This is a genomic window from Paenibacillus sp. OSY-SE (assembly GCF_000283315.1).
Taxonomy (GTDB): Bacteria; Bacillota; Bacilli; order Paenibacillales; family Paenibacillaceae; genus Paenibacillus_B; species Paenibacillus_B profundus.
In genome coordinates, this window is sequence record NZ_ALKF01000181.1 from 94,985 (window position 1) to 102,614 (window position 7,630).

General features: G+C 49.2%; 6 protein-coding genes. 5 read left to right on the top strand and 1 reads right to left on the bottom strand.

Going from position 1 to position 7,630, the window contains the following annotated elements:
- The first annotated feature begins 617 nt into the window (after positions 1-617).
- The 5 genes from ilvB (at position 618) to A372_RS0114765 (ending at position 7,161) form a co-directional block, all read left to right on the top strand.
- Complete coding sequence (ilvB, locus tag A372_RS0114745) at positions 618-2,363, top strand: biosynthetic-type acetolactate synthase large subunit (RefSeq protein WP_019421634.1); 1,746 nt, start codon at positions 618-620, stop codon at positions 2,361-2,363.
- The gene (gene ilvN, locus A372_RS0114750; protein WP_036704322.1) at positions 2,363-2,857 is read left to right on the top strand and encodes an acetolactate synthase small subunit; all 495 of its coding nucleotides are present in this window, start codon (positions 2,363-2,365) and stop codon (positions 2,855-2,857) included. Before ilvB ends, ilvN begins: the two co-directional genes overlap by 1 nt.
- Positions 2,858-3,076: 219 nt before the next feature.
- Complete coding sequence (gene ilvC, locus A372_RS0114755) at positions 3,077-4,069, top strand: ketol-acid reductoisomerase (protein WP_019421636.1); 993 nt, start codon at positions 3,077-3,079, stop codon at positions 4,067-4,069.
- Positions 4,070-4,186: 117 nt separating this feature from the next.
- Positions 4,187-5,737: a 2-isopropylmalate synthase gene (locus tag A372_RS0114760; RefSeq protein ID WP_019421637.1), complete on the top strand. Its 1,551-nt coding sequence runs from the start codon at positions 4,187-4,189 to the stop codon at positions 5,735-5,737.
- A gap of 509 nt (positions 5,738-6,246) precedes the next feature.
- Positions 6,247-7,161: a transposase gene (locus tag A372_RS0114765; RefSeq protein ID WP_019421638.1), complete on the top strand. Its 915-nt coding sequence runs from the start codon at positions 6,247-6,249 to the stop codon at positions 7,159-7,161.
- 180 nt (positions 7,162-7,341) lie between these two features.
- Here A372_RS0114765 and A372_RS38625 read toward each other — a convergent pair.
- The coding region (locus tag A372_RS38625) for a hypothetical protein (protein ID WP_026011084.1) at positions 7,342-7,630 on the bottom strand (289 nt) is incomplete at its 5' end.

Below are 7,630 nucleotides of genomic sequence, written 5' to 3' on the forward strand. Positions count from 1 at the left end.
ACAAATGTCCTCTCAGGGTGGAAAGGTGGACAATTTGTCGTGGCACAAAATAATTTGAAATTGCCCTATTGACTCCTGATAGGTGTAGGAATATAATGTTTCTAAACATTTGAAAGAGACTGACACATAATACCAACGGCTATGAAGAGGACGAAGTGTTAAGGGCCCTTATGAACAGAGAGCGATCGGAAGTTTGCTGAAACCGGCGCCTTAATCCCTTAGATACGAGCTCACCTCGGAGCTGTTCTCCTGAACAGATGGCTTTGATGAATGGATAATTTCATTATGGCCATGTGAGTAGGGGGAAACGTCAGGCGCGCGTTAGGCGTCCAGAGTATGCGTATTTGAAATGTATGTCACGTGACGTACGCGTACTCGCTGAGATTTCATATCGCGAGATGTGGAATGAACACGGGTGGTACCACGGAAGAACAACCTTTCGTCCCTTAAGCAGCGGGCAAGCTGCGGGGATGGAAGGTTTTTTTGTTATAAGTGCGTGTTCAAAGAGGTCACTTTTTGAACAACCGCTTTAAATATGCCTGGCCAGGCAAGACACCTTCATGTTGAACCTAGAGCCCGAATTGGAAACCAACAAGGATGCGTAAGGAGGATGGCTTATGAGCTCACATCGCACGACAATGCGATCGACAGATGAATTAAGACAAAATTGGATGAAGCCTGAAGTAATTACAGGCTCAGAAATGTTGCTTCGCAGCTTGTTGTTGGAAGGTGTGGAGTGCGTGTTCGGCTATCCGGGCGGCGCGGTGCTCTACATCTACGACGCTATGCACGGCCGCGAGGATTTCCATCACGTCCTGACTCGACACGAGCAAGGGGCAATTCATGCAGCGGACGGTTACGCCCGTGCAAGCGGCAAAGTAGGTGTCTGCATCGCAACTTCGGGTCCTGGTGCAACGAACCTGGTTACAGGAATCGCAACGGCATATATGGACTCCGTTCCGCTGGTAGTCATTACAGGGAACGTTGCTACGAATTTCATCGGGACGGATGCGTTCCAAGAAGCGGACATTACAGGCATTACGTTGCCAGTAACGAAGCACAGCTATTTGGTTCGCAATGTTGAAGATTTGCCTCGCGTCATTCATGAGGCGTTCCACATTGCCAATACTGGACGCAAAGGACCCGTTCTTATCGATATTCCGAAGGATGTATCGGCAGCTAAGTCGATGTTTACTCCAGTAACGAGTGTAAACATTCGCGGTTACAATCCGACGGTTCAACCGAATAAATACCAAGTGGATAAGATGCTGAAGGCAATTGAAGAGGCACAAGCCCCGGTCATCTTGGCTGGAGCAGGCGTTATTCACTCGGGAGCACACGAAGAATTGTACGACTTCGCTACGAAGGCGCAAATTCCGGTCACAACGACACTGCTCGGACTTGGCGGTTTTCCTAGCGGTCATGATTTATGGATGGGTATGCCGGGCATGCACGGAACATTCACGGCGAACATGGCAATTCAGCAAGCGGATTTGCTCATCAATATCGGGGCCCGTTTCGACGACCGCGTGACGATGAAGCTTGATGGCTTTGCACCAAAAGCTAAGATTGTGCACATTGATATCGACCCGGCGGAGATTGGGAAAAATGTTCCGACAGACGTTCCAATCGTAGGCGATATTCGCTCGACACTTCAGTTAGCTAATGCGACGGTTAAGCGCTCGGATAAAGCAGATGCATGGCGCTCGCAAGTTATGCAGTGGAAAGAAGAGAAGCCACTGACCTTCGTTGATTCCGATGAAGAATTGAAGCCGCAATGGGTCATTCAAATGATTAATGATACGACGCATGGAGATGCTATCGTAACGACAGACGTCGGACAACACCAAATGTGGGCTGCGCAATATTATCGCTTCAACCATCCGCGTTCTTGGATCACTTCAGGCGGACTTGGCACGATGGGCTTCGGATTCCCATCTGCCATTGGGGCGCAGATGGCCTACCCGGATCGCACGGTCGTCTCCATTAATGGGGACGGCGGCATGCAGATGTGTGCGCAAGAGCTAGCAATTTGCGCCATCAATAACATTCCGGTCAAAGTGGCTATCATTAATAACCGCGTGCTTGGTATGGTTCGTCAGTGGCAGGAGCTTATTTATGACAACCGCTACAGCCATATCGATTTGGCTGGCAGTCCGGATTTCGTGAAATTGGCTGAAGCTTACGGTGTTCGCGGCTTTAGAGCGACGACGAAGGAAGAAGCGGAGCAAGCATGGCAGGAGGCGTTGAATACGCCGGGGCCAGCTGTGGTGGAGTTTGTCGTCCGCAAGCATGAGAACGTGTATCCAATGGTTACGCAAGGCTGCACGATTGACCAAATGATACTGGGGGAAAGTGAATGATGAGTACGACGAAGCATACGATAGCCGTCATCGTTAACGATCAACCTGGCGTGTTGCAGCGCGTTTCCGGATTGTTCGGACGCCGTGGATTTAATATCGAGAGCATCACCGTCGGCGCTTCGGAGGAAGAAGGACTTTCCCGCATGGTCATTGTCACGACTGGAGACGACCATCTGTTGGAGCAGATCGAGAAGCAGCTGTACAAGATTATCGATGTCATTAAAGTAGTGAATTTGAGCAAGCAGCCGATGGTTTCCCGCGAGCTGGCGCTCATTAAAGTGAAGGCTGAGGCGCACGAACGTCCAGAAGTTCTAGGCGTCGTCGAGACATTCCGCGCATCGGTTGTCGATATCGGTCCGAACACGCTTATGGTTCAAGTAGTTGGAGATTCGGAGAAGATTGAAGCGATGGTTGAACTCTTGAAGCCGTATGGCATACGAGAAATTAGCCGTACCGGCGTGACGGCCTTGATTCGCGGCCAAGTTAACGGATAATGAGGAACAGACGCACACTTTAATATGAAGAAACAGGGTAGCGCGCGGCTCGCCTATAGCGGCCGCACCTCCGCCGCTTTGCCCCCGAATGAGGGGGTCTCTCAGGGGACAAGCAGTGAACGGATGAACATTAAACAGGAATTGTCCCTTGAAATACCCGCTTCATTCGGGGATAACAGATTATACTATGATAAGGAAGAAAGAGGAGGACTCATACGTATGGCAGTTACAATGTACTATGAAAAAGACGCAGATTTAAGTGTATTGCAGGGGAAAACAATCGCCGTTATCGGTTACGGAAGCCAAGGTCACGCTCAAGCTCAGAACTTGCGCGACAGCGGTCTTCAAGTTGTAATCGGACTTCGCGAAGGTAAGTCCGCAGATAAAGCGCGCAACGACGGCTTTGAAGTTATGTCAGTTGCGGAAGCGACAAGCCGTGCAGACGTAGTTCAAATCTTGATGCCGGATGAAACGCAAGCTTCGGTATATAAGAACGAGATCGCGCCGAACCTGAAAAAAGGTGCAGCGCTCATGTTCTCCCATGGCTTCAACGTTCACTTCGGTCAAATCGTAGCTCCGAAGGAAAACGATGTATTGCTCGTAGCACCGAAATCTCCAGGGCACTTAGTGCGCCGTACGTATGTGGAAGGCTTCGGGGTTCCGGGTCTAATCGCAATTGAACAAGACGCTACTGGCAATGCGAAGGCAATTGGCCTTGCTTATGCAAAAGGTATCGGCTGTACACGCGCAGGCGTTATTGAAACGTCCTTCAAAGAAGAAACGGAAACAGACCTGTTCGGCGAACAAGCGGTATTGTGCGGCGGCGTAAGCGCATTGATCAAAGCCGGCTTCGAAACGCTTGTAGAAGCAGGATACGCTCCAGAAATGGCTTACTTCGAGTGCTTGCACGAAATGAAGCTCATCGTGGACCTGATCTACGAAGGAGGCCTCGCAACGATGCGCGATTCCATCAGCAACACAGCGGAATACGGTGACTATGTAACGGGTCCTCGCATCGTAACGGAAGAAACGAAGAAAGCGATGAAAGAAGTATTATCTGATATTCAACAAGGCAAATTCGCACGCGACTTCATTTTGGAGAACCAAGCAAATGGTGCTTATATGACGGCAACTCGCCGCAACGAAGCGAACCATGAAATCGAAGTGGTAGGCGGTCAATTGCGCGAAATGATGCATTGGATTAAGAAGTAAGCATACTGTAATGTAAGGCGATAACGCACAGCGTCCGCCCGTCGACAGGCGGGGGACGCTGTTGATTTATGGAGAGCTGCAGGGCAGCGCTCCGATAGGACTGAAGGAGGTGCAACGATGCGTAAAATTTATATTTTTGACACGACGCTCAGGGATGGAGAGCAATCCCCTGGCGTCAACTTGAATACGAAAGAAAAGCTTGAAATTGCACATCAGTTGGAGCGCTTGGGCGTCGACCGCATCGAAGCGGGATTTCCTGCCGCATCTCCGGGTGACTTGGCGGCTGTAAATGCGGTGGCGAAAGCGGTGAAGAACTCGACGATTGTTGGTCTTTCCCGTGCGCGTATACCGGATATCGATGCAGCTTATGAAGCCTTGAAGGATGCTCAGGATCCTTGCCTGCATCTATTCCTTGCCTCGTCTCCAATTCACCGGAAGTATAAGCTGCGTATGGAGAAAGAGCAAGTGCTGGAGACAGCCGATGCGGCCATCAGCTATGCGAAAAAGTATTTCAGCAAGATCGAATTTTCCCCAGAAGATGCGGGACGCACTGAGTTGGATTTTCTGTGCCAGGTCACAGAAATGGCGATTCGCGCCGGGGCTACCGTCGTCAACATTCCAGATACGGTCGGGTATTTGACACCGTATGAATACGGCAATATCTTTAAGACGCTCAAGGAGAACGTTTCTGGCATTGAAAAGATTCAGCTTAGTGCTCATTGCCACGATGATCTTGGCATGGCAACGGCCAATGCGCTTGCCGCCGTACTAAATGGCGCCGATCAAATTGAAGGCACGATTAACGGCATTGGCGAACGAGCAGGCAACACGGCGCTTGAAGAGGTGGCGATGGCTCTTGAGACGCGTGCGGATTTCTATCAAGCGAAGACGTCATTTGTGTTGTCCGAAATTGCGAGAACGAGCCGTCTTGTCAGCAAGCTGACCGGAATGGCGGTCCCTGGCAACAAAGCGATTGTCGGGGCGAATGCCTTCGCACATGAGTCCGGCATTCATCAGGATGGCATGCTGAAGGAAAAATCGACGTATGAGATTATTTCCCCAGAGACGATTGGTTTGAAAGAGAGCAAGCTGGTGCTCGGCAAGCATTCTGGACGCCACGCGTTCCGTGAGAAGCTTATCGACTTGGGATATAATTTGGATAAAGATCAAGTGAATCATGCTTTTTCCAAGTTCAAGGAACTGGCCGACAAAAAGAAGGAAGTGTCGGATGAAGATATCCGCGCGATGATTGAAGAAAAGCTCGTCGATACGCCTGGAGCGTACACACTGGAAACGATTTATGTCGCTTATGGCAATAAGTCGACCCCTTCTGCGAAGGTGCGTATCGTGATGCTGGACGGCGGCGTGCTGGAAGAAGAGTCCGAAGGGAACGGATCCGTCGATGCCATCTATATGGCAATCGATAAAGCGACGAAAGAGGAAGTGGAGCTGTCCGATTACTCCATTAAATCGGTTACGCACGGTAAAGATGCGCTTGGGGAAGTGCATGTCGTGCTTGCCCAAAATGATATCGCAGTTACGGGCAGAGGGGTCAGCACCGACATTCTCGAGGCGAGCGCCCGCGCTTACGTCGACGCGCTCAATCGCCTAATCGAGAAGCGGAAGATAGGCGCCGGCAACCGTCGTGACAAGATCGGGCTGATTTAAAGCTTTGATCGGATGCGATACATGAACGCAATGGAATACAATCAAGTGCAGCCACAGGCTGTCCCACAACTTGTTGACCGTGGGGCAGTCTGTTTTTGTTAGACGGTCATTCTATTTACAGTTACTCCTCAAAAACTATTTCTAGTGTGAAACCCGGCTCTATCTCTTAATAAGTCCTTTTGTCCACTCTCCCACTAACTCAGATTGGCAAGGGAAGGTTCGTTGAAATGTTCTATTGTCCACTCTCCCACTAACTCAGATTGGCAAGGGAAGGTTCGTTGAAATGTCCTTTTGTCCACTCTCCCACTAACTCAGATTGGCAAAGGAAGGTTCGTTGAAATGTTCTTTTGTTCACTCTCCCAATAATTCAGATCGCGTAATGGCGTAATGAATGGCTCGGTACTGAAATGATACATGCAGATGTGAAGCGTCCTACTTGAAACATTACTATTTGTTTGTTATAATTTGTATATCGGGAACAAATGTTCTCTTTTTGAGGAGGTGGGAATATGACGGGGCAGATGTCATTTGAGAGTTTGGAGGAATTATTTGCGTATTTTCATTCTGAGGATAGGTGCGTAGAAGAGATATTTCGGAGAAAGTGGCCTCATGGCTTCGTCTGTCCTCGCTGCAACCATGGAGAGGCGTATACGATACGATCACGTAGGCTGCCGCTATATGAATGTCGTTCCTGTCGTCATCAATGCTCACTTATTGCCGGCACTGTGATGGAAGGAAGCCGTACGGATCTCAGGAAGTGGTTGGCTGGCATCTGGCTCATTTCAAGAACCGATGAGGGGATTAATGCAGTGAAGCTGAGTGTGATCATCCAAGTGACGTACAAGACGGCTTGGGCAATGCTGCATAAGCTTAGAGCGGTCATGGGCGCTGCAGATGCCGAGTGTCCGCTTGAGCATGACGTTCGTGCCGCTTTGACATACTATGGGTCGGAGCACACTCCTTTATTTGAGCTGCACCCGAAGGAGCATCCGTATCTGATTGCTGCCTCCGTCAACCCTGATAACAGCCCCACCTATGTGAAAATGAAGCAAGTATTGCGCAATCATTTGTTGTCCGACAAGAGCCTGTTGACTGCCGGGCGGACGGCTTTTGTCTCGCAGCACGTATCTTCGAATACAAGCAAGATCGACATCATGAAGCACCATTTCCGTTTTCGCCGACCTGATGTGCTTCGTCATATCGCCGATCAAGCTCGATCTTGGATCAATAAGACGTTTCACGGCTTGGGAGGTAAATATTTGCAAGCTTATCTGGACGAATACTGCTATCGCTACAATCTTGAATCGCAACATGTATCCATATGGGAGCGGTTGGCGGCACAATGCTTGTCCGTCAACACCTTTATAGCGTTAGCGTGGAGACGCCGTGGAAGAACGATAGGGAGAATAACACACGCTGCTTGATGGAAAATGTCTTGTTTTAAGCTAGTTATTAGTTAAAATTTACAATTGTTAAATCTGACAATAAGCTGAACCTATTACGAAGCTTCCGTTTACAGTTATATTTTAGTGCTTCAATTGTGCAAATATCAGCAATTCAACTGATAATGATATATAGTTAAGTATGTCAGTTAAGCGAGCCAATTAAAGTTGTAGCATTGCGTCACTGCCGTACTTGATGCTAAAGAGATCATTCTGAATGCGAATGGTCTGCTTTGTATGCAAGGAAGCTTCGACACATGTTTTAGTCCAGTCATGCGACGGATGATGAAACTGCAAATATGGCTCGGTTACTTCTACGGCAGACAATGATACGTTACGAACAAGGATTGCGTTACTGCTATGACAGATGGTGAAATTGCTGCGAACAGGGATTGCGCACTTCTGCAACAGATGATGATGCGTTGAGAGCAAGGATTGCGTTACTGCTATG

Excerpts from the sequence above, each read along its gene's own strand:
- ilvC (WP_019421636.1), top strand. The coding sequence starts at position 3,077 with ATGGCAGTTACAATGTACTATGAAAAAGACGCAGATTTAAGTGTATTG.
- A372_RS0114765 (WP_019421638.1), top strand. The coding sequence starts at position 6,247 with ATGACGGGGCAGATGTCATTTGAGAGTTTGGAGGAATTATTTGCGTAT.
- ilvB (WP_019421634.1), top strand. The coding sequence starts at position 618 with ATGAGCTCACATCGCACGACAATGCGATCGACAGATGAATTAAGACAA.
- A372_RS0114760 (WP_019421637.1), top strand. The coding sequence starts at position 4,187 with ATGCGTAAAATTTATATTTTTGACACGACGCTCAGGGATGGAGAGCAA.
- ilvN (WP_036704322.1), top strand. The coding sequence starts at position 2,363 with ATGAGTACGACGAAGCATACGATAGCCGTCATCGTTAACGATCAACCT.